The following is a 21,866-nucleotide window of genomic DNA, read 5'->3' on the forward strand; positions in this document are numbered from 1 at the left end:
GTACGCAGGCGATCACACGGCCCTGATCGGCGGCGGCGATCGGCGCATGGCGGCCGAATTCAGGGCGCGCTTTCCGAAAGTCATCACGGAAGAAGAGCGGATTTTCGTCAACGATGGTCCAATCTGGACTTCAGCGGGAATTGCAGACGCGGAAGACGAACGATCTGATCGGGAGCGATCGCTCCGACGGGCGCGGCGAGGATCGACATCCGTGGATCGTCAGCCTCTTAAGTTCGGAAAGCTATTGGCCGGCAATCTGGCCGAACCCGAACGTGCTCTCGTGCGATCGACCGTCCGCGCCGCGGCGACAGCCAGACTTCCGCACTCGACCCAGCCAGGACGTTGTGCGATTTCCGTCGAGTGTCGTAGCGTCATCCAGGCGGTCATTGAAATCACACTGCGAGAGACTGTTGCCCCCGCAACGCGAACCTTCGCCCGGACGGCACGACTTAGATACCCAGCCCACCCAGTGACTTCCCACCGTCCACGAACAAGGTTTGGCCGGTGATAAAACGGCTAGTCGGCGACGCGAAAAAAGCGATGACATGCGCAATGTCATACGGCGATGCCGGTGCTCCACCGGGTTCCAACGCAACGGCCGCAGCGTATTGATCGGCCGGCATGGTGCGCGTCATCGGCGTATCCGTAAAGCCCGGTGCAATCGAATTGACCACAATCTGGCGGGGGCGCAGTTCCATCGCCATCGCACGCGTCAATCCGATCACACCCGCCTTGGAGGCAACGTAGTCGGCAAACCCTTTGCCACCCAATGCCCCACGCGACGAAACGGTCACGATTCGGCCACCGGCGCTCATCCGACGCGACGCTTCCTGCGCGGCGACGAATACACCAAGAAGGTTGACTTCCAGTGTCCGCCGGAAGTCCTCGTCGGTGATCTCGTCGAAATAGCGAGGCGCATAGATCCCTGCTGCACAGATCATGACATCCACTCTGCGCTGTGTGGCCACGATTCTGTTGATCGCTGGACGATCGCAGACGTCGGCGACCGCCCCCTCGACAGAAAGTCGTTCCGCAGTAAAGTGTTCAACCATCTGGCGCACGGATTCCGCATTCCGGTCAATCGCGATCACATGAAAGCCTGAGCGCGCCAGAATCTCCACCGTAGCCAGGCCAATGCCGGATGCGCCACCTGTGACGAATGCGGTCTGCGTTTCAGAGAAGCTGCTGTCTGTCGTTGGCATGTTCAATTACCTTTGCTCTGGGGACAGGTTTATGTATTGAAGGGTACTCATTCGGCGCGCTATCTGACGCTTCTCCTCAATCCGAGCGCAGACGTTGGGATTTTGAGTAAGGCAGAAACGCGGCAAGCAGAACAGCGACCGCCACACTGAGGGCAAGACAATAGAGCGCCAAAGTGAAGTCGGGCGTTCTGGCCCGCACCACTCCCACCAGCCACGGCGCAAAGAAGCCTGCCAGTCCGCTGATTGCATTGATCAGGGCCATGCCGCCTGCGGCGCCGGCACCGGCGAGAAACGTCGGGGGTATCGTCCAGAAGACGCTCAGCGAGCCGACAATGCCAGCCGCCGCCAGGCAAATGAATATGAACGAGACCAGCGGCATCGAAGAAGTCAGGCCGCTTGCCGCGAGTCCGGCCGCGCCCACGATCAAAGCGCTCGTCAGATGCCATCGGCGCTCCATGGTCCGATCGGAATGCCTGGCATTGGCGATCATCGCGACCGCGCCCAGAATGAACGGAATCGCACTCACCAGCCCGATTTCGATGATCGACAGGTTGGTGAGTTGCTTGATCACCTGAGGCAACCATGTCGAAATGCCGAAGAAGCCGATCCCGATGCAGCAGTACAGGCACCCCATCAGCCACACCATCGGCGCAGCAAGCGCATTCTTAAAGGTCGCGCTCCCCTTGCTTGCCGCCGTCGCCTGCTCGCTCGCCATCGCGCCGACCAGCCAGCTTCGCTCCGCCGGGCTGAGCCAACGGGCTTCGGATGGCTTGTTGACCATATAGAAGAAGGCCACCACGCCAAGCACGGTCGCGGGTGCGCCCTCAATGATCATCATCCAGCGCCAGCCCGAGAAGCCGCCCTTCTCATGAAAATGCGAAATGATCAGAGCGGAAATCGGCGACCCGATAATGAGCGAAACGATGTTGGCCGAGTAGACCTGACTGATGGCCTTGCCAAGATGCTTTGCCGGAAACCAGAGCGCGAGGTAGTACAGCACCGAAGGGAAAAAGCCGGCTTCGACGATACCGAGAACAAGACGCGCCACATACAACTGCTGCGGCGTTTGCACGAAAGCCATGCCGACCGACACCAATCCCCAGGTGAACATGATCCGGGCGAGCCAGGTGCTGGCGCCGAACCGATGCATCATCATGTTGCTGGGTACTTCGAACACGATATAGCCAAGGTAAAAGATCCCGGCGGCGAAGCCGAACATTTCCGGCCCCATGCCGAGTTCCTGATTCATCTGCAAAGCGGCAAAGCCAATGTTCGCCCGATCGAGGTAGTTGATGAACCATGCAATAAAGATGAGCGGCACGAGGCGCCACGTGACCTTGCTGATGAGCTTCGTTTCTGCCGCATCGTCCAGCACGGCACGAGCCGTGTCCCGCTGATGAATGTCGTCGATACAGGCCGCCCCAATCGGGGGTAACGTGGCATCCGTTTCTTTCACGATGATCCTCTAGCTTTGAATAGGAAGACAGACGTCGAACTTTTCCGTGATCGCGATCTGGAAGAGATTGGAAAAGAGCCCGCCATGCATGGTGCCGATAATGTTGCTATCTACGTCGCCGAGCCGCTACGCGACAAGGATTTTCGAGTCTGCGGCATACGCGACGATTTCGATCTTCATGCCGCTCACGACCAGCGCGTTCACGATCACCGTCGAACGATTCGGGTACGGCTTCTGAAAGTACTGCCGATAGATTTTGTCCACCGCTCCGACGTCCGTGACATCAACCAGATAGATCAGCACCTGGGCCACGTCGCGCAGCGATGCGCCAGCTCCGTTCAGCGTGAGTTCGAGGTTCCTGAACGTCAGATGTGCCTGATCTTCAATTGCGCCCGTCTCAATCGACCCATCCAGACGCACGGGTCCGTGCGCGGTGTAGATCACGCCGGCAGTGCGGGTCGCCCAGGAAAATGGCTGGCTGATTTCCGGCAGGTGTGTTTCGATAGCTTCAGTCATGACGTGGTGAATAGATTCAAATGAAGGCACGCGCACCAGGCTCGTGGCTTTGAATAGCGTGCGACCATACTGCGCTGAACAGACGATTCCGCCGGGAAAAACACGGAACCGCCGCAGCGCCAGCTACAGCGATTCAGCGAAATGCGCGACCGTGTCGGCAAGCGAATAAGCGGCAGAAAATCCGAGTTCGCGCCGTGCGGCGCTGACATCCGATGGCGCCGGGCGAATATGCGGGAACGCAGCGAAGCCACCTTCTGGCAGCTTGAGTTCCGCAATGCTCAACGACGGATAGCACCGCCGCACCACTTCAATAAATTCGTCGAGCGAAAACCATTGACCTGTCGCGATGTTGTAGACCCGTTGCGTCGGTGTGGGCGCGCATAACGCTGCAACGTTGGCAGCGGCGCAATCACGTGCGTCGATGAATTCTTCACGACCGTTCCACAGCAGGATGGGGTCATCAAGGCGTGCCGCCGTACTGCTCCGCCCTGCCTGAAGCAGGCAACCGAGCAACTTTCCGGGTACGCTCGTCGCCGCCTCGGCCCCCGCGCCAAGTACCGCCCCATAACGGAGAACGACGACACTCAGGTCGTAGAGCGACGCGTACGCCAGCGCCAGATGCTCGCTGGCAATCTTCGTGGCGGCGTAAATGCTCGCCGGCCGCTCGCTCACGATCCGATACGGAAAATCTTCCGGGATCGGCGTGGCCGGCAGCGACGCGAACGCCGAATACATCACCGTCGTCGAGCTTGCAATCACGATGCGCGCCAGCTTGCGCCGCCGCGCGATCTCCAGGACGTTTGCCGTACCCATCGTGTTAACCCGGATGCCTGCCAATGGATCGCGACGAATCGCGGTAGACAGCAGTGCTGCCGTATGCACGATCGAGGTTACCCCGTGCCTGGCCACGAGATCGTCGAGTTGGGTGAAATCGGTCACATCGCACAGCGCCAGCCTTACCCCGCCCAACGTCTCTTCCGGGCGCGGGTTCACGTCGACAAGCAGAACCTCTTCGCCCCGCTCCTGCAGTTGAGCCGCTGTTAGCCGGCCGATCGTGCCCGCCCCCGTGATCAAAACAGTCATCGTCTTCTCCTCCAGGTCAGTGGTCGGCAGGACTTCCACGTCCCTTCACATGCCGGCTGGAAACAACGATACGAGTACAAATTATCTTCGTCAACACAAAATTATGTTGATTTTATAAATTTCTACAATAATTATACGAACCTGTTGAGATCAACGAATCGCACCACGCACACGGAGCAAGCTCTTGTCTAACTGTAAGAATCGACTGAAACCACAGATGGCGTTGCCCACGCCGAACGCGCAGGCGTATGAAGAATGCGTGCTGGGGTGGTCGTCGCGTGAATACCCGCAATTGCGGGTCGAGAAGGACATCGCGTATGGCGATCACCCCGCGCAGCGCTATGACGTGTACGGCGGAGACCACACGGCCGACGCGCCGATCGTCGTGTTCTTTCACGGCGGCGGCTGGACCAATGGCTACAAGGAGTACGCAGCGTTCATGGCGCCCTGTGTCGTGGCTGCGAACTGCGTGCTGGTTACGCCAGGCTATCGCCTCGCACCAGAGCATCCCCTACCCGCTGCATTCGACGATGGCGTTGCGCTACTCAGTGCACTGGCACGCACTCGTCCCTCCTGGGCGGGAAACGCACAACGCGTGATCCTCGCAGGTCATTCGGCCGGCGGCCACCTTGCAGCTCTGCTGGCGCTACGCCCGGATTCACTGGAAGGCGCCGGGGTGAATCCCCGGATCATCGCCGGCTGTATGCCGGTGAGCGGCATCTTCGATCTGCATCATCCTCACCCGACCCCCGGCTCTCTGGAAGCGCGCGTCTACGACCTGGTGCTCGGCACCGATACCGATGACGCACGCATGAGCCCGCTCTGCTGGACTCGCGGCAACACGGTTCCGATGGCGCTGACCTACGGTGAACACGACAGCGAGAGAGTCATCCTCTCGAACCGCCGGATGGCCAGCCTGCTCGCTTTGCAGCCAGCGCCGACGTCCTGCGAGGTCGAGCGCAATGCCGACCATTTCCAGACCCACACCTTTCTCGATAACGCCGCACATGCCTGGTATTCGCGGCTTGCCGTACTCGCGCACGCGAGCGCTGTGTAGTCCGCAATTCTGAATTCCCATCCCATTGGAGTCTTTGAAATGAGCAAAGCTGGACTTAAAGCATCCCCGATCGCGGCCGCCGTTCTCTCGCTGTCCGCCGTCACCTGCCATGCGCAGTCGAACGTCACGCTGTACGGCATCATCGACGCGAGTGTCGACTACGTGTCGAATGAAAGCGGCCACCACGCGGTGCAGGCGCAAAACGGCATGATCAATGGCAGCCGTTGGGGATTGAAAGGCAATGAGGACCTTGGCGGAGGCACCAGCGCGGTCTTCCAGCTGGAGAATGGCTTTAACATCTTCAACGGGAAATTGGGCCAGGGCGGACGGGAATTCGGCCGTCAGGCATGGGTCGGTCTCAAGGACAAAACACTCGGTACGGTGACGTTCGGCCGGCAATACGATCCGACGATCTGGTATCTAGCCGTCTATACCGGGGGCTTTAACGGCGGAACCGCATTCGCGCATCCGTTCGACAACGACAACATGGGCAATTCGTTCAGACTCGACAATGCGGTTGAGTATGCGAGCCCGACGTGGGGCGGATTTTCGATGCGCGGCATGTATGCATTCTCGAATCAGGCGGGCGGCTTCAAGAGCAATCGCGCTTATAGCGCCGGCGCCGGCTATACGCGCGGAGGCTTGAGTCTCGGCACAGCGTTCATCATGATCGACAACGTCGGCGGCAATGCGGGCGGCGCCGTGGATGGCAGCACGACTGGCGACTCGACGTTCATCGGCAGCCGTCAGATGGTGTGGGGAACTGCAGCGAGCTACACGTACGGAAGCGGCATCTACGGAGCGACGTGGACGCACACCCGGATCGAAAATGGAACATCGGTGAATCTGGCTGGCTACAAGCCATTGGGGAACGCCGGCATGAGCCTGGATAACTTCGATGTGAACGTGACGTACAACGTGACGCCAGCGTTTGCCCTGCTCGGCACCTATACCTACACGATGGCGCGCTTCACAAACTCACAGGTCAGTGCGAGTCCGAAGTGGAATCAGTTCAACGCACAGGCTGATTACTTCCTGTCAAAACGAACGGATATTTATCTTGATGCCGTGTATCAACACGTGAGCGGCGGTGCGAACACACCGTTTGCAAACGCGATTATCTGCGGCTATTCGCAATCCTCATCGCCGAGCCAGCTCGTGGTTGGCCTGGGCCTGCGCCACCGCTTCTGATTCCGGGCTGCGTTGCAACTCGGCTGGGTTCGCATCCGTGTGCCGGGCGAAACGTGCCATTCAGTTCCGGACATCGCGCCGCGCGTTCATCAGAACGCGCGATTTGCAAAACATTTACGCCTTTGCCAGTTCAGCAGATTTTCGTGCTCGCCGTGGTGCGGCACGTTTTGATTCAGGTGATGCGTTGCCCGTGGCCTGTGCTCGCGCCGCCGCGGTAGACCGGGGAGTCCTGGCGGCAGCCCTTCCGGAGGCCATCTGGGATTGCTCGGAGGCCGGTTCGTCCAGATAGTCGATTACCGCGAGCGTCGCATTCAGATGTTCGCGCAACACCGTGCATGCCCGGTTCACGTCGCGTGACAGGGTCGCTTCCATGAGCACCTGATGCTCGTTGAAAATACTGTCGGTTTTGGCCGTGAAGCCCAGCCGCGCGAGGCGAAGGCGCCGGTAGCGTTCGGCATGATCGATAAGCTGCCCATTGATCCGGTGCAACCATGGCGAACTCGCCGCACCGAGCAGCGCCCGATGAAAGCGCCGATGGGCCGCTTCCCAGGCGTCGACACCCTCAATATCGTCTAACGACGCAGGGACAGGCTCATGAGTCAGCTTATAAAACGCTGCAGAAATCTCTGCCCCCCAATCGGCGTCGCCGCGAAGGATCGATTCAGTGAGCAGGATGGTTTCGATATGAACACGCGCAGAAACAATATCCCGGAGATCTTCGGCCGACACCGGCGCGACCCGGAAGCCGCGTTGACCTTCATTCGACACCAGACCTTCGCGGCTCAGCAGCATCAAGGCTTCGCGGATCGGACTCATGCCGAGGCCATAGCGGTCCTGAAGTCCTTGCAAACGGAGCTTCGAATCGGGTTCCAGCACGCCAGACAGGATATCCCGGTGCAGCAGCCTGTATGCCTGATCGGAAAGCGTGCGTTCGCTCTCCTCCTCAACACGCGGAGCGCGCGCATTACGTGACGCAACGAGATTTCGGCTGATCGGTTTCATTTCAAATGGTGAGTGTGAATCAGGCAGCTGACTTCGCGCCCGTCTCAGACAATAGTATTTTGAAAATCATACGCGAATTATAAATTTTGTGGTGGTCAAGATTTTGCATGCCCGTTTGGAAAACCTCCGGGAAAGGCGCCTGTCGCCACTGTCCGTAGCGGGATAGGCTTCGGCCTTCCATGGCGACCCCGCAATGGACCGCTCCTGGCCGAGGCCGTGTAAAAACGTGTGAGCCGGCAGTCTGTCGGGCATCTGGTGAGGCATGAAGTTGTTGTCGCGACGGTTGACTGCCTTGAACTTGCTACAGTCGATAGCTACGACACGCTTGTGTGAACAGCTTCAGGTCACGGCATATCATCACGAAGCGCCGGCATACGTTGCGAATGCCGTCGCCATTGCTTCGCCTGAACTCGGCAATCGTCATGAAGTCCGGCGCAAGCCGGCCGGTCAGCCACATCAATTCGACATTGCGCTGGCACTCCCGCTCCAGGCGTCGGCCAGACTGCACGCGATTGAGATAACCGTAGATATAGATCTTGAGCAGCACGGCCGGGTGGTAAGAAGGTCGCCCGGTGCCTGCCGGCGTGGTGCCTTCGAATCCGGGGGATGCCAGTTCGAGTTCGTCGACGAATGCGTCCACAATTCGCACAGGGTTGTCTTCAGCGATGAAGTCATCGAGACACTCTGGCAGAAGTGTCGCCTGACTGCGTTGCGCACCTTCGACAAATCGCCCCATCTGCGCCTCTCATTTCAGCAGATTGATTCAGTCCAGGTGATCACACGCGTTTTTACACGGCCTTGGCCGAAACCGGTCAGTCGCCGGCCAGGGCTGTGGAACAGCTTCGGCTGGAAGCAGCCAGATTCATGATCGAGCAGAGCCGGCACACGATTAACGTGGTGGCACAGGAAACGGGCTTTGTGGACCGGGAACGCATGCGCCGCGCGTTCCTCCGAACGTTCGGCGTGCCCCGCCGATGTCCTGCGCAGGAACCCCCGGCGGGAACCGGTCGCTGGCGGCTGAAATCCGTTCTCACGCCGGCGAATCCAGCGAATCGTCAGCCGCCGGCAACACGTCCCCGCACCACACGCTTTCGTCCTTCAGGCCAACGCCCGTGAGCTTCATGGTGCGTGCGGCCTCGAGCAGATGAACCAGTTTGAAGGCGGCCACATCGTAGCTCAAGCCTTCCGGACGCACGTTGGAAATGCAGTTACGCTCGGCATCGCTTCGTCCTGTGGCTGGCCGATAGGTCAAGTAGACCCCGAGGCTCGCTGGCGAACTGAGTCCCGGCCGCTCGCCGATCAACACGGCCACCATGTCCGCGTTCAACAGTGCGCCGATCGGGTCACCGATCGCGACACGCGCCTGGGTTGCCACGACAACCGGTCCGATACGCCAGCCGCGCAGCTGTGCGATCGTTCTGTCGATCAACGGAATGGCGTGGAGGGCAGCCGCGTTGGCCGACAGCCCGTCGGCAATCACGAAAACCAGATCGGTCCGTGCTGTCCCTGATCCCGCGTACGGTACGAGACATGCGGCGCTTTGCACGTCAAGCATGCGCCCCAGATCCGGACGCCGTAGATACTGCTCGCGATTCTCCGCCGCACTGCACACCTCGACCGAATCGAGTGCCCTCTTGTCGAGTTCGCGCCTTAGCAGAGCAGTGTCGAGCGGCGTGTGAACGGCATCACGAGCTTGCGCATGGGACAGATTGAACGCAAGCAGCGGCGCGGTTGGCAGGCTGCTGCCCGTGCGTCCGAGCGCGATCCGCGCAGCGGTGAAACGGCGCAACGCATGCCACGGATCCACCGTGATCGCGCTATCTCCAGCCGTGGCTGGAGCATGGTCCCGGGTTTCCCGTGTCATCGCCCGATCCATTCGAGGAGCGGCTGTGCCCGCGACTGATCCTGAATCAGACCCCGCGCGTCGGTGACACCCATCGCCTCGAGCCATGCGTCGAATTCCGGCGCCCGTTTGAGACCGAGCAGCCGTCGTACATAGAGCGCATCGTGAAACGACGTGCTTTGATAGTTCAGCATGATGTCGTCGGCGCCCGGGACGCCCATGATGAAGTTGACGTTGGCCGCGCCGAGCAGCGTCAGCAAGTTGTCCATGTCGTCCTGATCGGCTTCGGCGTGATTCGTATAACAGATGTCACACCCCATCGGTACGCCGAGCAGCTTGCCGCAAAAATGGTCCTCGAGTCCGGCGCGGATGATCTGCTTGCCGTCGTACAGATACTCAGGGCCGATGAAGCCGACCACCGTATTGGTCAGAAACGGATTGAACCTGCGCGCGACCGCGTACGCCCGCGCTTCGCAGGTCTGCTGGTCAATGCCATGATGCGCGTTCGCGGACAGCGCGCTGCCCTGTCCGGTCTCGAAGTACATCATGTTTTCGCCGACCGTGCCGCGCTTGAGGGAACGGCCCGCGTCATACGCCTCGGCGAGCAGCGACAGGGACACGCCGAAGCCCGCGTTCGCCTTCTGGGTACCGGCGATCGACTGGAAGATCAGATCGACAGGCGCACCCTTTTCGATCGCGGCAAGCGTGTTGGTCACGTGCGTCAGCACGCAGGTTTGAGTTGGCACTTCGTACGCGCGCCGGAACTCGTCCATCATGGTCAACAGCGCGGTGATCGCGGAGACCGAATCCGACGCGGGATTGATGCCGATCATCGCATCGCCGCACCCGTACATCAGGCCGTCGATCATGGACGCCGCGATGCCCTTCACGTCGTCGGTCGGATGATTGGGCTGCAGGCGCACCGACAGATGCCCCGGCAGCCCGACCGTGTTCCTGAAGCGGGTGACGACCGGGCGCTTGCGCGCAACGAGGATCAGATCCTGGTTGCGCATCAGCTTGGACACCGCGGCGACCATCTCGGGCGTAAGACCGTCTGCAATACGTTCGAGCATCGCGGTGTCGGTGGTATCCGCGAGCAGCCAGTCGCGAAACTCACCGACTGTCAGATGCGATACCGGCGCAAAGGCCACGGCGCAATGTTCGTCGATGATGAGACGCGTGATCTCGTCGTCTTCGTACGGTATCAGCGCTTCACCCAGAAACGTTCGAAGCGGCACCGCCGCCAGCGCCATCCTGGCGGCGACGCGTTCCTCTTCGGACGCAGCGGCAATCCCGGCAAGCTCGTCGCCTGAACGGCGCGGGCTTGCCTTCGCAAGCAGCGTGCCGAGGCTGTCGAAGCAATAGCCGCGCGTGCCGATGGTTTCGCGAAAGTTCATTTCATCCTTCCCGCAATCCGGTTCCGGCGGCGACTATGCACCGCTGCCTCCAACGGTTTTCAGGCTTTTCCATTGTCCCTGCTGGACCTGAAACAACGTGTACGGCGGCTTGATCAGATCACCATACGGATCGAAGCTGATCTTGCCGGTCACACCCGTGACCGTCACTTTCGGCATGCTGTCGACGATCTTTGCGCGGTCGAGCGAATTCGCGTCGTGAATCGCCTTGATCATCGCGAGCGCCGCGTCATATGAAAACGGTGCGTACAGTTCGACACTCTGATTGAAGCGTGCCTTGTAACGCTGACCGAACGCCTGTGCGGCGGGCAATTTGTCGAGCGCCGGACCGGGTTCCAGATCCTGCGTGCCGTCACCCGCCGCACCCGCGATCTGCAGGAACGCATTGCTCTTCAGCGCGCCCGCGCCGAACAACTGCGCAGTCATGCCCAGCGAGCGCATCTGCTTGACCAGCATCGCGCCCTGCTCATCCAGGCCGCCAAAGAAAATCAGGTCGACGTTCCTGCTTTTCAGCGTCGTCAGAATCGCGCGGAAATCGACGGCTTTGTCGTTGGTGAACTCGCGATCCACCACGTTGCCATTCGCTTCCTTCGCGCCCTTTTCAAAGGCATCCGCGAGACCTTGTCCGAACGCCGTGCGATCGTCGATGATCCCGATGCGCTTCGCCTTGATCTGCTCAACCACGAAATGGCCCGCGACGACGCCGCCGACGCCGTCGTGCCCCATCGTGCGAAACACGTTCTTGAAGCCCTGTTTAGTCAGTTGGGGATTGGTCGACCCCGGTGTGATCATCGCGACATTCGCCTGATGGTAGACAGCCGAGGCCGGAATGCTGCACCCCGAGTTGTAGTGGCCGATCACGCCCACCACGCCGTCGTCGACCAGTTTCTGCGCGACCTGAATCGCCACGCGCGGGTCGGCCTGATCGTCCTGCACGTCGAGCACGAATTTGACCGGTTTGCCGTTTACCGTCGGATGCTTCGCGTTTTCTTCATCGAGCGCGAGCTGCGCGCCATACTGCAAGTCCTTGCCGACGCGTGCCACCGGACCCGTCAACGGTCCGACGAAACCAATCTTGACCTCTTCCGGATCGGCAGCCCAGGAAGACTGTATTTGCGCACCGAGTGCGCAAACGACGAAACTCAAAAACCAGTAGCGGCGATTCATGATGCGCTCCTTACGAGATATCGCGTCGCGGGTTGTGTCGATCAGCCGGTTCGATACGCGACGTCTCGAAGCCGCCCTGCAGTGCTTGCTACGAATCCTGAAACTGCTGCCGGCAACGCCCTGGCGAAATCTGGAAACGCGTGGCCGCATAGGGTGCGAGATCGAGCGGCGGTGCGCGCTTCGCAACCAGGTCGGCGACGATGCGCCCGCTCACGCCCGCCAGCGTCAGCCCGAGATGCTGGTGGCCGAACGCGTAAATCACCCGTTCACTGGCGCTCGAACGTCCGAGCACCGGCACGCCATCCGGCAAGGTCGGGCGAAAACCCAGCCAGCTGTTGTCGGGTTGATCGAGTGCCGGTAACGCGCGCTTCGATGAAAACGTCAGCAGGCTGATCAGCGAGTCGTTGTGCGCATTCCCGAATCCAGCCAGTTCGACAGTGCCGGCGACGCGAATTCCATCGCTCATCGGCGTCATGTAGAAACCCCGCTTCGCCCAGCCGACCGGCCGCGATATCAGTTGCTGTGCGCCCGGATAACGCACGTGATAACCGCGCTCGGTATCGAGCGGCACCGCGTCGCCGCATTGCGTGGCGAATTGCGCGGAGCGCGCGCCGGTGGCGATCACCACATGGCTGAAACGCTGCGCGCTCCCGTCGACCACCACGCTTGCCCCATCCGCCAACGGCTGCACCGCGCTCACGGTGGAGCGCTGCAGCGACAGCCCTTGCGCCGCGAGCTGTTCATACAGTTTCTGCAGGAAACCGGGCGGATCGGAGAAGTGCCAGGAGTCGCTGAACAGCACGCCTCGCTCGAAGATCGGCGCGAGCGACGGTTCGAGTGCGCGAATGTCGCCGCCCGTCAGCACGTCGAAGGACACACCCAGCTTCTTGCGCAGATCGAGCGCGGGACTCGCGGCATCGAAGGACGCGGCATTCGAATACAGATAAAGGCATTCGCGCGAGCGGACGAAACGCGCCAGTTCCGGGTCCGACAGCAACGGCGCGTAACCGTCCTGCGCACGCGCGAGCAACGCGGCAAGCGCAGCGGCGCTCGCTTCATAACGACGGGGCAGCGAACTCATCATGAAGCGCGCGAGCCACGGCGCGAGGTGTGGCAGATAGCCCCAGCGCAGCCTGAACGGACTGTCGCTCGACAACAGGAAACGCGGCAGGTCGCGGAACACCGACGGGTTGTTCACGGGAATACAGGCGTAGTGCGCGAACGTCCCGGCGTTGCCGAACGACGCGCCCTGCCCGACGCCCGAGGGATCGAATAGCGTGACACGATGACCGTCGCGCATGAGCGCCGCAGCGCTCGCGAGGCCGATGAATCCCGCTCCGATGATGGCGATATCCGACATTACCTGCGCCCTTCCATCGCTTGCTGGCCGATCCGCGACACATAGCCGGTGGCGGTTCCATCACCGTGCTGGTGGCGCTTCGCCATCAGCACGTAAGCCCCCGAAGCCACCGCGAGACTCGCGAGACTGGCCATCAGCTGCGGCCGCAGTGCCGGATCGGCGCCCATGGCAAGCAGCACGCCGGCAATCGCCGCCACCACCGCATACGACAGCCACGGAAAGAGCCACATCTTCAGCGTCAACCGTTCCGGCTCAGTGGCTTCGATGCGCCGGCGAATGCGGATCTGTGCCAGCGCCGTCGCGAGATAAACGAACAGCATCACCGCGCCGGACGCGTTCACGAGAAACAGGAACACCCCCTGCGGCGACACGATGGCCGCAATGATCGCCACGTAACCGACCACGCTGCTCCACAGCACCGCGAGTCGCGGGACTTTGTGTGGCGTCAGCGTCAGCAGCGACTTCGGCGCGTCGCCGCGCTCGGCGAGGCGGAACAGAATCCGCGACGACACATACAAGCCCGAATTCAGCGCGGACAGCACGGCAACCAGAACGATCGCGTTCATGATGTCAGCGGCGCCTGGAATCCGCATTGTTTCCAGTGCGGCCACGAACGGCGAATGTCCCGTGACGATGCTGCCCCACGGCACGATGCACGCAATCAGGAACATCGAACCGACGTAGAACGTAATGATCCGCAGGATCACCGAACGCGTCATGGCCGCGACGCTTTTGGTCGGATCGTCCGATTCGGCCGCGGCGATCGTCGCGATTTCCGCGCCACCCACCGCGAAAATCACCGTCGGCACCGCCGCGAAAATGGACATCGCGCCGAACGGCATGAAGCCGCGATGGCTGGCCAGATTCACCAGCGCACTGCCGGTATGGCCGAACCCGAACACATAGGCCGCGCCGATCGCGATGAACACGATGATCGCGGCGACCTTGATCGACGCGAACCAGAACTCGAATTCACCGTACGACTTCACCGACAGCAGATTGATCAGCGTCATCACCGACAGCAGCACGAGGCCAATCATCCACACCGGCGCCGGAATCCAGCGTTGCAGGATCCCCGCGCCCGCCACCGCTTCGACCGCGACGACGATCACCCAGAAATACCAGTAGAGCCAGCCGCTGGTGAAACCGGCCCAGTTGCCGAGGCCGATGCGCGCGTATTCGGTAAACGAGCCGATGCCCGGCACCGCCAGCGCCATTTCGCCGAGCATGCGCATCACCATCAGGACAACGATACCGGCGACCAGATAGGACACGCAGGCGGCCGGGCCGACTGTTGCGAGCGTCGCACTGCTGCCGACAAAAAGACCCGCGCCGATGATGCCGCCGAGCGCAATCATCGTGACGTGCCGCTGCCGCAAGGCGGCGCCGAGTTTTGGCGCGGCGCTGGATACGGAGGACTGTGGAACACTCATCGGACAACTCCTGCCAAGTGGTTCGGGACACTGCCGGGTTGCGTCTTCGATCTGCGCCACCAGACAAACTCTGGCAATTAGAATCACACAATATTTTTTTGTGTGCAATTAAAACGCGCATTGTATGGCTTTAGCATTTTCCCTGGGTGGCGCATGGCGCGCTCCTTGCCACCTGATCCAAACCTGCAAATGGCTTTCCAAAGGGCATTGAAGCAGGGGCTCTCTGGTATAGAATCGACAAAACTCCGCACAATCGCGGACAAAGCTGGTTTTGTATGGAGACGCGTGATCTTATGGCTTCTGGTAAAGACACAGCCCGCCCCGCCAATGGCGTGCCGAACCAGGCGAAGCGGTCCACCTATATCGAGGTGTCCAGTTCGATCGAGCACGAGATCCGCAGCGGCATTTATCCGCCGGGCAGCCGGCTTCCGCCGCAGCGGCAACTGGCGACCGAACTCGGCATCAACGTGTCGACGGTGTCGCGCGCGTACAAGGAATTGCAGCTACGCGGCCTGGTGATCGGCAGCAAGCGGCGCGGCTCGCTGGTCACGGGCGGCGCGATGCCGAGTGTCGAACCGATGCGTCCCGCGACCCATGCGGCGATCGACCTGACCGTGAACCGGCCCGCTACCGGCGAATTTCTGAGCTGCCTCGCGCGCACGCTGGCGGAATTGCCGCGCGACCCGCGTTATGCGGAGGTGCAGGAATATCAGTTGCCGCAAGGACCGTCGTGGGCACGCGACGCCGGCGCGCGCTGGATGGCCGCGCCGGGCTTCACGCCGGCGCCCGCGCATGTGGTCGTGACGAGCGGTGCGCAGCACGGCCTGTACGCGGTGCTGAACAGCCTGATCGGCACCGAGGGTGTCATCCTCGCCGATCAGCTCACCTACTACGGCCTGAAAGCGCTCGCGCCGGTTTTTCAGTTCGAAATCGTCGGCATTCCAAGCGATCGTGACGGCCTCTTGACCGACGAGGTCGAACTCGCGTGCCGCCGCATGCCGGTGAAGGCAATCTTCACGGTGCCCAATCTGCAGAATCCGACCGTGACGACGATGAGTCTCGCGCGCCGGATGGCGCTTGCCGATATCGCGCGCCGGCATGGCGTGGTGATCATCGAGGACGATGTTTATGGGCCGCTCGTCTCGCAGCGTCTGCCGACGATCGCGAGCCTGTGTCCCGAGTTGACGTTCCATATCGCAGGGACCTCGAAAATCCTCGCACCCGGCTTGAGGCTAGGTTATCTGCTCAGTCCACCGGACAGCTCGGCATTGTGCGCGGAGGCCGTGCGAACCACGGCATGGATGCCCGCGCCGATGTCGATGCTCATCGCGTCGATCTGGATCGAGGACGGCACCGCGCGTCACATCATGGATGCGCAGCTCACCGAGATTCGCGCCCGCCAGGATCTCGCCCGCGAGCTGCTGCCGCAGGAGTTGCTGCAGACCGATCCCGCATGCATGTTCGTGTGGCTCAAGTTGCCGCAACCCTGGCGAGCCGATGATTTCGCCGCCAATGCGAAGGCACGCGGCGTGGTGGTGATGCCGTCGTCGGCCTTTGCCGTAGACCGCTCGGACATCGAGCACGGGGTACGGATCAACCTCGCCTGCGCGACGAGCCGCGATCAGCTGGTGAGTGCGCTACGGCTGCTGACCGGGACGCTCAAAGACCGTCCGAGAGCGCTGTTCGGGACGATCTGATGCGGCGAAGCCTGAAGCAACACAGTTGCAGCCGATAGACCTCGACAGATGCCACACGAGAGAGGTTGCAAAAGGTTTCATATAGAAACCTTTTGGCATATGATTGTGGCGTCGCGTAGATAGGACGTTCATGATGGCAATCGCACTCAAACTGTCAGACGAACTGGTCGAGATTGCAAAGCCGCACGCGGCGGCGAAGCATCGTTCGGTTCCCAAGCAAATCGAGCATTGGGCACGACTCGGGAAGGCTGTCGAAGACAACCCCGATATGCCCGTGAGCTTCATTCAGGACACCCTTTTGGCCGTTGAGGAGGCAAAGGCGGGGCAAACGGCTGAGTATCAGTTTTCCTCGTGATGACGACCCGTATTCGAGCTACACCAACCTTCGAACGTGCTGCCAGGAAACTGCATACCCGAGACAAGAAAGCGCTGGACGATGCAGTACGGGAAATCGCGGCGAATCCGGATACAGGCGTCGCGAAGAAGGGGGACCTGGCGGGCGTCTACGTCCACAAGTTCAAGATCAACAAGCAGGAAGTCCTGCTCTCGTACCAGTACACGCCGGACGAGTTAATCCTGCTGAGCCCGGGTTCGCACGAGAATTTTTATCGCAACCTCAAGCGCTAGAAAAGCAGGATGACCGGCAAACCCGACCTCCCGCCATGGCCGCGCATGAACCCCACGCGCGTATGACGTATCGCGCGGGCGAGGCTGCGACTCTGGCCTCGCCCCGCCCGACAGCGCATACTCGAACGACGCACTGACCGCACCGGTCGCTGCACCGGCATCGCCACCACCACCAGTGTTCCGGCCGCGCGTGCCCAATGTCATCGGGCACGCGGATTGCTAAAATCTTCCACGTTGCTGAAGCCGGCTTCTCGCGGCGAGACGCCCTTTCACCCGGAACCCCGACTCATGAACCTCCCGTCGCCGCCGAACGGCAGACCCAATCGCGTGTATCCCCCGCACACGCCGACGCTGCATGGACTCGCGTCGGTGGTGACCGGGGTCGTGGTGGTGTGCGGGCTGTACTTCGGACGCGCCGTTCTCATTCCGATCATCCTGTCGGTCCTGCTCAGCTTTCTGCTCGCGCCGCTCGTCACCACGCTGCGCCGCCTGCACATGGGCCAGTTGCCGTCGATCTTCATCGCGGTGTTCTTCGCACTGGCCGCGCTGCTCGGCGCGGGCGCGCTGATCGGCGCCCAGATCGTCCAGCTCGCCGCCGACCTGCCACAGTACCAGGCGGCCATCGAACGCAAGATCGAAACCGTGCAGGAAAAAACGGTCGGCCGCGCCGACGTGCTGTTGAGCCGCGCCGCCAGCGCGCTGCAACGGGTCGCGCCTTCACGGCCGGCGCCGCGCACGAGTGGCCGCCCCGCCCGCGGCACGGCCGCCGCGCCGATGCCGGTCGAGGTCCACGAACCCGCGCCGACGCCGCTCGGACTCGCGCAACGCGCGTTCTCGCCCGCCATCGCGCCGATCGAGACGACGTTCATCGTGCTGGTCGTCACGATCTTCATCCTGCTGCAACGCGAGGACCTGCGCGACCGCCTGATCAGCCTGTTCGGGTCGAGCGACCTGCATCGGACCACCACGGCCATCGACGACGCCGCCGTGCGCCTCTCCCGCTACTTCGTCGCACAACTCGCGCTGAATCTCGGGGTGGGCGCGGTCATCGCACTCGGGCTCGCCCTGCTCGGCGTGCCGGGCGCGCTGCTCTTCGGCGTGATTTCCGCGCTGCTGCGCTTCGTGCCATATATCGGCATCTGGATCGCGGCCCTGCTGGCCGTGTGTCTTGCCGCCGCGATCCAGCCGCAATGGACGATGGCCGTATGGACGCTGGTGCTCTTTATCGTCATCGACGTGGTGGCGGGCCAGATCGTCGAGCCGCTTTTGTATGGACATCGATCGGGGCTGTCGCCGCTCGCGGTGATCATCGCGGCGATTTTCTGGAGCTGGCTGTGGGGGCCAGTCGGTCTCGTGCTGTCGACGCCGCTCACGCTGTGCATCGTCACGCTCGGCCGCTACGCCGACCGCCTCAACTTCCTCACCGTGCTGCTGGGCGACCAGCCGGCGCTCACACCCGCCCAGAACTTCTACCAGCGGCTGCTCGCGAACGACCTGCATGAAGCGATCGTCCAGGCGGAGCGGCTGCTGGGCGAGATGTCGATCGTCGACTACTACGATCAGGTCGTGCTGGAAGGATTGCGCCTTGCACGCAACGACGCGTTGCGCGGTGTGCTGCACACCGAACAGCTGGCGCGGATCAACGAGGCACTCGTCGACATCGTCGAAAATCTCGAAGCGGTGGAAGGTGCGCCAGACGTACACGCGCTCGACGAATCGGACCCGGCGGCGACATCGGCGGACGCCACCGGCGCATCGACGCGCGTGGCCACGATGACGGGCGAACCGGTGCTGTGCGTCGCGGGGCGCGGCGCATTCGACGAAGTCGCCACGGCGATCGCCGTGCAGTTGCTGACGCGTTACCGGATCGACTGCGTCGCCACGACCTATGAGCACTTCCGGCGCGGCGACGTGGCTGCGGTGGATGTGAATCGCGTACCGGTGATGTGCGTGATCTCGCTCGATGCCGCCGAGTCGCCACCGTATCTGCGCAACCTCGTGCGACGCGTGCATGCACAGGAAACGTCAGCCGCGCTCATCGTCGGCTTCGGCGCGCCGTCCGGAGACGAACCCGATGTGCCCGCCAGCGTCAGCGCACTCGCCGGCACGCGCGGAGCGACGACGTTCCGCGCCTTGATCGAGGAATCCCGCGCGGCCGTGCGCGCGATGGAAGAAGAAGGGGAGATGACGGACCGACCGGGTGAGGAACCCGGTTTCGCCCCAGCCGGGAGCTAGATCCGTCAGGCATGCATTATGCGGGCCGCCCCGGATCGCGTCATCAAGTGTTCTCGCAAGACACCGTTGCGAAATCCACGAGTGTGAATGTGATGGACGGCAGCCCCGGGGGCAGCCAGGCGCCACGCGGCTCCGTGAACCGGCGATCCGTTACCATGACGCCTGCGCCGTCACGTGCGGCGCGTTCCTTTTCTTCGTAGAACCTCGCCTTGCCGACTTACACGCTGCCCGCCGCCCTCACCGCCGAACTCGAGATCCGCAAGAGCCGCTTTATCGCGCACGCGATTCCCGTCGCGGATCGCGACGCGGCAATGGCGGCACTGCGCCATCTGCGCGACGCGCATCCGGGCGCGACGCACGTGTGCTGGGCGCTGCTCGCGGGCGGTCAGTCCGGCATGTCGGACGACGGCGAGCCGTCGGGCACCGCTGGCCGGCCGATCCTGGAAGTGCTGCGGCATCACGATCTCGATGGCGTGCTGGCTGCCGTGGTCCGCTATTACGGCGGCGTCAAGCTCGGCGCGGGCGGGCTCGTGCGCGCCTACACCGACGCGATCGCGACCGCGCTTCAGGATGCACCGCGCGTCGAGCGCATCGCGCAGGTGTTGCTGACCGTCGAGGTCGGGTACCCGGACGAGGCGCGCGTGCGCCGCTGGATCGAGCAGGAACATCACGCGCTCGAACAGAGCGCCTATGGCATGGCCGTGATCCTGACGATCCGGATGCCCGCCACCGTCATCGACGCGGCACGCGAAGCGCTGCGCGACATGACACAGGGCCGCGCGATTTTTCCCGAACCGGCCGCCTGACGCTCAACGTACAACCCGCCCGCGCAGCGTACCGGTCGCCGTCGTGAATCGAGGAAGGATGGCGGCACCGTTCGCGTCATCAATCTGACACAGCCGCCCTGCACGATCAAAGGTCCCGCCAACCGATCCTTTCAGGGTAAGGCCATGCCAGAACTCTCCTATCCGCAACCGGAAGCAGCTGCTGGACGAGGCCGGAGCGCGAGCCTCATCGTCTTCATGCTCGTCATCGCCGCCGGCGCCTTTTACGTCGCCACCCATCTGATCGACGACCTGCAGCCGCTGCGCCCCAACGCGTTCCTGCCGTATTTCCTGCTCGGCATCGCGTTGCTGATCGCGCTCGGCTTCGAGTTCGTCAACGGCTTTCACGACACGGCCAATGCCGTCGCGACCGTCATCTATACGCATTCGCTGACGCCGAATCTCGCCGTCGTCTGGTCGGGCACCTGGAATTTTCTGGGCGTGCTCACGTCGAGCGGCGCGGTGGCGTTCGGCATCCTGCAACTGCTGCCCGTCGAACTGATCCTGCAGGTCGGCAACAGCGCCGGTTTCGCGATGGTGTTCGCGTTGCTGATTGCCGCGATCATCTGGAACCTGGGCACGTGGTACTTCGGGCTGCCGTCGTCGAGCTCGCATACGCTGATCGGCTCGATCATCGGCGTCGGCCTGATGAACCAGCTGATCCACGGCTCGTCGGGCACGAGCGGCGTGGACTGGAACCAGGCGCTCGGCGTCGGCAAGTCACTGCTGTTTTCGCCGCTGGTCGGGTTTCTGGCAGCCGCCCTGCTGTTGCGCGTGCTGAAGGCGGTCGTGCGCGTTCCAGCGCTTTACGCTGAGCCGAAGGGCAAGAAACCGCCGCCGTTCTGGATCCGCAGCCTGCTGATCCTCACGTGTACGGGCGTGTCGTTCGCGCACGGTTCCAACGACGGCCAGAAAGGCATGGGCCTCATCATGCTGATCCTGATCGGCACGGTGCCCGCTTCCTTCGCGCTGAACAAGGCCGTGACGCCCGCCGAAACGCAGACGTTCCTCGCGGTCTCGCAACAGGCTTCGGCCACGTTCGCGAAATACACGAACGGCGCGCCGCCTTCGGCGAACCCACGCGCCGACGTCGAAGCCTTCGTGCAGACACGCCAGCTCACGCCCGCCACCGTGCCCGCGCTGAAACAGCTGACGGAGCAGATCGGCCAGCAGGTCGGCTCGTCGGGTTCGATGGCGAACGTGCCGACGGACCTCGTCGACAACGTGCGCAACAACATGTACGTCGCGTCGGAGGCGATCCGCCTGATGGAGAAGGCGAAGCAGCCCGCGTTCGCGGCGGACGACCTCAAGGCGATCGATAACTTCAAGAAGCAGACCGACCACGCCACCAAATTCATCCCGACGTGGGTGAAGGTTGCGGTCGCGATTGCGCTGGGGCTTGGCACGATGGTCGGCTGGAAACGGATCGTCGTGACCGTCGGCGAGAAGATCGGCAAGCAGCATCTGACGTACGGGCAAGGCGCCTCGGCGGAACTGGTCGCGATGCTGACGATCGGCGCGGCAGACGTGTACGGCCTGCCGGTTTCGACGACACACGTGCTGTCGTCGGGCGTGGCCGGCACGATGGCGGCGAACGGTTCGGGCCTGCAATGGAACACCGTGCGCAGCCTCGTGCTTGCATGGGTGCTGACGCTACCGGTTTCGATCGTGCTCGCGGGCGGGTTGTACTGGGCGTTCCGCTTCGTGTTCTGAAGCGTCGTCGATGCATGCATGCACCCGATGTGAAAAACGGCGTGC

The 21,866-nt window shown here is 62.3% G+C and carries 18 protein-coding genes and 3 pseudogenes; 10 read left to right on the plus strand and 11 right to left on the minus strand.

The window, feature by feature from the left end:
• Positions 1–49: 49 nt before the first annotated feature.
• A pseudogene (locus tag BLV45_RS27975) lies at positions 50–157 on the plus strand (GlxA family transcriptional regulator); the annotation flags it as partial.
• 292 nt (positions 158–449) lie between these two features.
• Here the strand turns inward: BLV45_RS27975 and BLV45_RS20595 are convergent.
• From BLV45_RS20595 to BLV45_RS20610, 4 genes are all read right to left on the minus strand, one after another.
• Positions 450–1,202, minus strand: a complete 753-nt coding sequence (locus BLV45_RS20595) for an SDR family NAD(P)-dependent oxidoreductase (protein WP_090535910.1) — start codon at positions 1,200–1,202, stop codon at positions 450–452.
• A 76-nt stretch (positions 1,203–1,278) separates the two neighbouring features.
• Complete coding sequence (locus BLV45_RS20600; protein ID WP_245753436.1) at positions 1,279–2,658, minus strand: MFS transporter; 1,380 nt, start codon at positions 2,656–2,658, stop codon at positions 1,279–1,281.
• Between the two features lie 126 nt (positions 2,659–2,784).
• Positions 2,785–3,174 carry a RidA family protein gene (locus tag BLV45_RS20605; RefSeq protein WP_090535912.1) on the minus strand — a complete coding sequence of 130 codons (390 nt, stop codon included), beginning with the start codon at positions 3,172–3,174 and terminating at the stop codon, positions 2,785–2,787.
• A 123-nt stretch (positions 3,175–3,297) separates the two neighbouring features.
• Positions 3,298–4,257, minus strand: a complete 960-nt coding sequence (locus BLV45_RS20610; RefSeq protein ID WP_090535914.1) for an NAD-dependent epimerase/dehydratase family protein — start codon at positions 4,255–4,257, stop codon at positions 3,298–3,300.
• A 217-nt stretch (positions 4,258–4,474) separates the two neighbouring features.
• Here BLV45_RS20610 and BLV45_RS20615 point away from each other — a divergent pair, with 217 nt between their 5' ends.
• On the plus strand, positions 4,475–5,314 hold the full coding sequence (locus BLV45_RS20615; protein WP_090535916.1) for an alpha/beta hydrolase: 840 nt from the start codon (positions 4,475–4,477) through the stop codon (positions 5,312–5,314).
• 39 nt (positions 5,315–5,353) lie between these two features.
• Positions 5,354–6,505, plus strand: coding sequence for a porin (locus BLV45_RS20620; RefSeq protein ID WP_090535918.1), 1,152 nt, complete (start codon positions 5,354–5,356; stop codon positions 6,503–6,505).
• Between the two features lie 114 nt (positions 6,506–6,619).
• Here BLV45_RS20620 and BLV45_RS20625 read toward each other — a convergent pair whose 3' ends face one another.
• Both BLV45_RS20625 and BLV45_RS20630 read right to left on the minus strand, forming a co-directional pair.
• Complete coding sequence (locus tag BLV45_RS20625) at positions 6,620–7,507, minus strand: FCD domain-containing protein (RefSeq protein WP_090535919.1); 888 nt, start codon at positions 7,505–7,507, stop codon at positions 6,620–6,622.
• Between the two features lie 237 nt (positions 7,508–7,744).
• A pseudogene (locus tag BLV45_RS20630) lies at positions 7,745–8,243 on the minus strand (transposase); the annotation flags it as partial.
• A 62-nt stretch (positions 8,244–8,305) separates the two neighbouring features.
• On the opposite strand from BLV45_RS20630, the pseudogene BLV45_RS20635 reads away from it, so the two are divergent.
• Positions 8,306–8,528: pseudogene (locus tag BLV45_RS20635) on the plus strand (helix-turn-helix domain-containing protein); the annotation flags it as partial.
• 9 nt (positions 8,529–8,537) lie between these two features.
• Here BLV45_RS20635 and eutC read toward each other — a convergent pair.
• The 5 genes from eutC to BLV45_RS20660 all read right to left on the minus strand — a co-directional run bounded on the left by eutC (position 8,538) and on the right by BLV45_RS20660 (position 14,725).
• Positions 8,538–9,371: an ethanolamine ammonia-lyase subunit EutC gene (eutC, locus tag BLV45_RS20640; protein ID WP_245753438.1), complete on the minus strand. Its 834-nt coding sequence runs from the start codon at positions 9,369–9,371 to the stop codon at positions 8,538–8,540.
• A complete protein-coding gene (locus BLV45_RS20645; RefSeq protein ID WP_090535922.1) occupies positions 9,368–10,747 on the minus strand; it encodes an ethanolamine ammonia-lyase subunit EutB in 1,380 nt (459 codons plus the stop codon). The genes eutC and BLV45_RS20645 overlap by 4 nt, the downstream gene beginning before the upstream one ends.
• Before the next feature lie 33 nt (positions 10,748–10,780).
• Complete coding sequence (locus BLV45_RS20650; protein ID WP_090535924.1) at positions 10,781–11,932, minus strand: branched-chain amino acid ABC transporter substrate-binding protein; 1,152 nt, start codon at positions 11,930–11,932, stop codon at positions 10,781–10,783.
• A gap of 88 nt (positions 11,933–12,020) precedes the next feature.
• Positions 12,021–13,292 (minus strand): NAD(P)/FAD-dependent oxidoreductase, encoded by a 1,272-nt coding sequence (locus BLV45_RS20655; RefSeq protein WP_090535926.1) that lies wholly within the window; start codon positions 13,290–13,292, stop codon positions 12,021–12,023.
• The gene (locus BLV45_RS20660) at positions 13,292–14,725 is read right to left on the minus strand and encodes an amino acid permease (protein ID WP_090535927.1); all 1,434 of its coding nucleotides are present in this window, start codon (positions 14,723–14,725) and stop codon (positions 13,292–13,294) included. The genes BLV45_RS20655 and BLV45_RS20660 overlap by 1 nt, the downstream gene beginning before the upstream one ends.
• 293 nt (positions 14,726–15,018) lie before the next feature.
• Between BLV45_RS20660 and BLV45_RS20665 the strand changes: the two genes are divergently transcribed.
• The 6 genes from BLV45_RS20665 (at position 15,019) to BLV45_RS20690 (ending at position 21,821) form a co-directional block, all read left to right on the plus strand.
• Entirely contained in the window at positions 15,019–16,422 is a 1,404-nt protein-coding gene (locus BLV45_RS20665; RefSeq protein WP_090535929.1) for an aminotransferase-like domain-containing protein, read from the plus strand.
• Positions 16,423–16,555: 133 nt separating this feature from the next.
• Positions 16,556–16,777 (plus strand): TA system antitoxin ParD family protein, encoded by a 222-nt coding sequence (locus tag BLV45_RS20670; RefSeq protein WP_090536319.1) that lies wholly within the window; start codon positions 16,556–16,558, stop codon positions 16,775–16,777.
• A complete protein-coding gene (locus tag BLV45_RS20675; RefSeq protein ID WP_090535930.1) occupies positions 16,777–17,049 on the plus strand; it encodes a type II toxin-antitoxin system RelE/ParE family toxin in 273 nt (90 codons plus the stop codon). The genes BLV45_RS20670 and BLV45_RS20675 overlap by 1 nt, the downstream gene beginning before the upstream one ends.
• 288 nt (positions 17,050–17,337) lie before the next feature.
• Entirely contained in the window at positions 17,338–19,284 is a 1,947-nt protein-coding gene (locus BLV45_RS20680) for an AI-2E family transporter (protein ID WP_090535932.1), read from the plus strand.
• A 209-nt stretch (positions 19,285–19,493) separates the two neighbouring features.
• Positions 19,494–20,090: an IMPACT family protein gene (locus BLV45_RS20685; protein ID WP_090535934.1), complete on the plus strand. Its 597-nt coding sequence runs from the start codon at positions 19,494–19,496 to the stop codon at positions 20,088–20,090.
• A 144-nt stretch (positions 20,091–20,234) separates the two neighbouring features.
• On the plus strand, positions 20,235–21,821 hold the full coding sequence (locus tag BLV45_RS20690; RefSeq protein WP_090535936.1) for an inorganic phosphate transporter: 1,587 nt from the start codon (positions 20,235–20,237) through the stop codon (positions 21,819–21,821).
• Positions 21,822–21,866: the final 45 nt, after the last annotated feature.

The organism is Paraburkholderia sartisoli (assembly GCF_900107685.1).
GTDB lineage: Bacteria > Pseudomonadota > Gammaproteobacteria > Burkholderiales > Burkholderiaceae > Paraburkholderia > Paraburkholderia sartisoli.

Bases quoted from the DNA above. Each gene is read 5' to 3' on its own strand.
- BLV45_RS20595 (WP_090535910.1), bottom strand. From the start codon at position 1,202: ATGCCAACGACAGACAGCAGCTTCTCTGAAACGCAGACCGCATTCGTC.
- BLV45_RS20605 (WP_090535912.1), bottom strand. From the start codon at position 3,174: ATGACTGAAGCTATCGAAACACACCTGCCGGAAATCAGCCAGCCATTT.
- BLV45_RS20610 (WP_090535914.1), bottom strand. From the start codon at position 4,257: ATGACTGTTTTGATCACGGGGGCGGGCACGATCGGCCGGCTAACAGCG.
- BLV45_RS20615 (WP_090535916.1), top strand. From the start codon at position 4,475: ATGGCGTTGCCCACGCCGAACGCGCAGGCGTATGAAGAATGCGTGCTG.
- BLV45_RS20620 (WP_090535918.1), top strand. From the start codon at position 5,354: ATGAGCAAAGCTGGACTTAAAGCATCCCCGATCGCGGCCGCCGTTCTC.
- BLV45_RS20625 (WP_090535919.1), bottom strand. From the start codon at position 7,507: ATGAAACCGATCAGCCGAAATCTCGTTGCGTCACGTAATGCGCGCGCT.
- eutC (WP_245753438.1), bottom strand. From the start codon at position 9,371: ATGACACGGGAAACCCGGGACCATGCTCCAGCCACGGCTGGAGATAGC.
- BLV45_RS20645 (WP_090535922.1), bottom strand. From the start codon at position 10,747: ATGAACTTTCGCGAAACCATCGGCACGCGCGGCTATTGCTTCGACAGC.
- BLV45_RS20650 (WP_090535924.1), bottom strand. From the start codon at position 11,932: ATGAATCGCCGCTACTGGTTTTTGAGTTTCGTCGTTTGCGCACTCGGT.
- BLV45_RS20655 (WP_090535926.1), bottom strand. From the start codon at position 13,292: ATGTCGGATATCGCCATCATCGGAGCGGGATTCATCGGCCTCGCGAGC.
- BLV45_RS20660 (WP_090535927.1), bottom strand. From the start codon at position 14,725: ATGAGTGTTCCACAGTCCTCCGTATCCAGCGCCGCGCCAAAACTCGGC.
- BLV45_RS20665 (WP_090535929.1), top strand. From the start codon at position 15,019: ATGGCTTCTGGTAAAGACACAGCCCGCCCCGCCAATGGCGTGCCGAAC.
- BLV45_RS20670 (WP_090536319.1), top strand. From the start codon at position 16,556: ATGGCAATCGCACTCAAACTGTCAGACGAACTGGTCGAGATTGCAAAG.
- BLV45_RS20675 (WP_090535930.1), top strand. From the start codon at position 16,777: ATGACGACCCGTATTCGAGCTACACCAACCTTCGAACGTGCTGCCAGG.
- BLV45_RS20680 (WP_090535932.1), top strand. From the start codon at position 17,338: ATGAACCTCCCGTCGCCGCCGAACGGCAGACCCAATCGCGTGTATCCC.
- BLV45_RS20690 (WP_090535936.1), top strand. From the start codon at position 20,235: ATGCCAGAACTCTCCTATCCGCAACCGGAAGCAGCTGCTGGACGAGGC.